Source organism: Halomonas sp. BM-2019, assembly GCF_017584085.1.
The window spans coordinates 872,153-874,716 of the sequence record NZ_CP071922.1; the positions used below are offsets into that span (position 1 = coordinate 872,153).

The 2,564-nt window shown below is 48.2% G+C and carries 3 protein-coding genes; all 3 read left to right on the plus strand.

Annotated features, from left to right (window positions below):
• Positions 1-172: 172 nt before the first annotated feature.
• The 3 genes from ffh (at position 173) to rimM (ending at position 2,497) form a co-directional block, all read left to right on the plus strand.
• Positions 173-1,537: a signal recognition particle protein gene (gene ffh / locus J5F18_RS04475; protein WP_346301122.1), complete on the plus strand. Its 1,365-nt coding sequence runs from the start codon at positions 173-175 to the stop codon at positions 1,535-1,537.
• Positions 1,538-1,657: 120 nt separating this feature from the next.
• A complete protein-coding gene (gene rpsP / locus J5F18_RS04480) occupies positions 1,658-1,906 on the plus strand; it encodes a 30S ribosomal protein S16 (protein ID WP_126790390.1) in 249 nt (82 codons plus the stop codon).
• A gap of 48 nt (positions 1,907-1,954) precedes the next feature.
• Positions 1,955-2,497, plus strand: a complete 543-nt coding sequence (rimM, locus tag J5F18_RS04485; protein ID WP_346301123.1) for a ribosome maturation factor RimM — start codon at positions 1,955-1,957, stop codon at positions 2,495-2,497.
• The last annotated feature ends 67 nt before the right edge of the window (positions 2,498-2,564 follow it).

Here is a 2,564-nt window from a genome sequence, read left to right on the forward strand (position 1 = left end):
CACATAGGCAAGAATGCTGATACTGGCCAACGTTGTATGCATGATTACCGCTTTCCTTAGGAATCTGAGTTACATGATTTTTTTCATTTTCTAAGAAGAGTATAAGCGTGTGCATCGCCAAACCCAACCTCATTCCGTATAATACCTGAAACTCGGCTGACAGGAAGAGAGTATGTTTGAAAACCTGAGCGAACGATTATCCCAAAGTCTGCGCAATATAAGCGGGCGCGGGCGATTAACTGAAGACAACATTAAAGACACGCTACGTGAAGTGCGCATGGCATTGCTCGAGGCCGATGTCGCGTTACCCGTCGTCAAAGACTTTATTGGCAAAGTTAAAGAGCGGGCATTAGGCACTGAGGTCAATAAGAACCTCAATCCAGGGCAAGTGTTTGTCAAAATCGTTCGGACTGAACTTGAAGCGGCCATGGGTGAGGCCAATGCACCGCTGAACCTAGCAACTCAGCCACCGGCCGTCATGATGATGGCGGGTTTGCAAGGTGCGGGTAAAACCACAAGTGTCGGCAAACTTGCGCGCTTCCTGAAAGAAAAGCAGAAGAAAAAAGTCCTTGTGGTCAGTGCTGACGTCTATCGTCCAGCGGCAATCGCGCAGCTTGAGCGTCTTGCTGCCGATGTTGATGTTGAGTTTTTCCCATCCAGCATTGAGCAAAAACCAATTGATATCGCCAATGCGGCAATTGACCACGCGCGGAAGAAGTTCCTCGATGTGGTGCTCGTCGATACCGCAGGTCGGTTGGCCATTGACGAAGCCATGATGGCGGAAATTAAAGCGCTACACGCGGCGATTCAACCGATTGAAACCTTGTTCGTGGTTGACGCCATGACCGGTCAAGACGCGGCGAACACTGCCAAAGCATTCAATGAAGCGTTGCCACTAACCGGTGTCATCTTAACGAAAGTAGATGGTGATGCGCGCGGTGGTGCGGCACTCTCTATTCGTCATATCACTGGCAAGCCGATTAAGTTTTTGGGTGTCGGCGAGAAAAATGACGCACTTGAGCCTTTTCATCCTGATCGTATTGCCTCTCGGATTCTCGGCATGGGCGACGTGTTGTCGCTGATCGAAGAAGTCGAGTCAAAAGTCGACCGAGCTAAAGCAGAAAAGGTCGCGAAGAAAGTAATGACCAGCGGAAAATTCAGTTTAGAAGATTTCCGCGAGCAGCTGCAGCAGATGAAAAGCATGGGCGGCATGATGGGCTTAATGGATAAATTGCCTGGCATGGGACAAATGGCCGGAAAGCTGCAAGGTCAAATGGATGATAAAGTCACTATTCGAATGGAAGCGATTATCAGTTCGATGACACCTCAAGAGCGCGAACATCCCGATATCATCAAGGGCTCTCGCAAGCGCCGAATTGCCGCTGGGTCAGGCGTTCAAGTGCAAGACGTGAACAAATTACTCAAGCAATTTAGTCAAATGCAAAAGATGATGAAAAAAATGAAAGGTGGCGGGATGGCGAAGATGATGCGCCAACTGGGCGGTAAAATGCCCCCCGGAATGTTCCCCGGACGGTAACAAACCCCGATATTACTTGCATTTGCAGAGAAATTCCGTAGAATATTGCGACCCTTCCGGCTGTCCGTCGGAAGGGGTTCTTTAACCTTTGAAAACATTGAAAAACATAGGATAACGGTAATGGTAACCATTCGTTTACAACGGGGTGGCGCTAAGAAGCGTCCATTCTACCAAATGGTAGTTACCGACAGCCGGAACGCCCGTGATGGTCGTTTCATCGAAAATGTCGGTTTCTTTAACCCGGTAGCTCGTGGTCAAGAAGAGAAAGTTCGTATCGATCTGGATCGGATTGAACACTGGGTCGGCCAAGGCGCGCAAGTGTCTGACCGCGTAGCTAAGTTAATTAAAGACGCGCGTAAAGCTGCTTAATTAACCCGGTTAAAAAGTTTTAAGTCAAATTTGGAAGAAGCTTAACGTATGCAAAAAGACGCCCATCAAAATGCTGAAGCTGTCGTATTAGGTAACATTGGAGCCGTATACGGGATCAAAGGCTGGGTTCGGATTAATGCATTTACCGATGAGCAAGAAGGCATTTTTGACTATCGTCCGTGGCTGATTGGCCGTAACGGACAATGGCGTGAGATCGAAGTCAGCCAATGGCGCTGGCATAATAAAGATCTCGTCGCCAAGCTTGCAGGTGTCGATGATCGTGATGCTGCTCAGCAGTACACAGGACTTGATATCGCAGTTCCGGCAACTGAATTACCGGAACTGCCTGAAGATGAATTTTATTGGCGTGACTTGGTTGGTCTTGATGTTGTCAATTCTGAGAATTACAACATGGGCAAAGTCAGTCACTTGCTTTCAACCGTCGCCAACGATGTGTTGGTGGTGAAAGCAAATAGTAACGATGCGTTTGGTAAACGCGAACGTCTGATTCCTTTTATTCAGTCACAGTATATTGTGTCAGTTGACGAGGAAGCAGGCCGGATAACGGTAGATTGGCCAGCTGATTTCTAATGGCTGAGCAACTGCACGTTGGGGTTGTAACCCTGTTTCCGGAAATGTTCACTGCGATTACCGAATA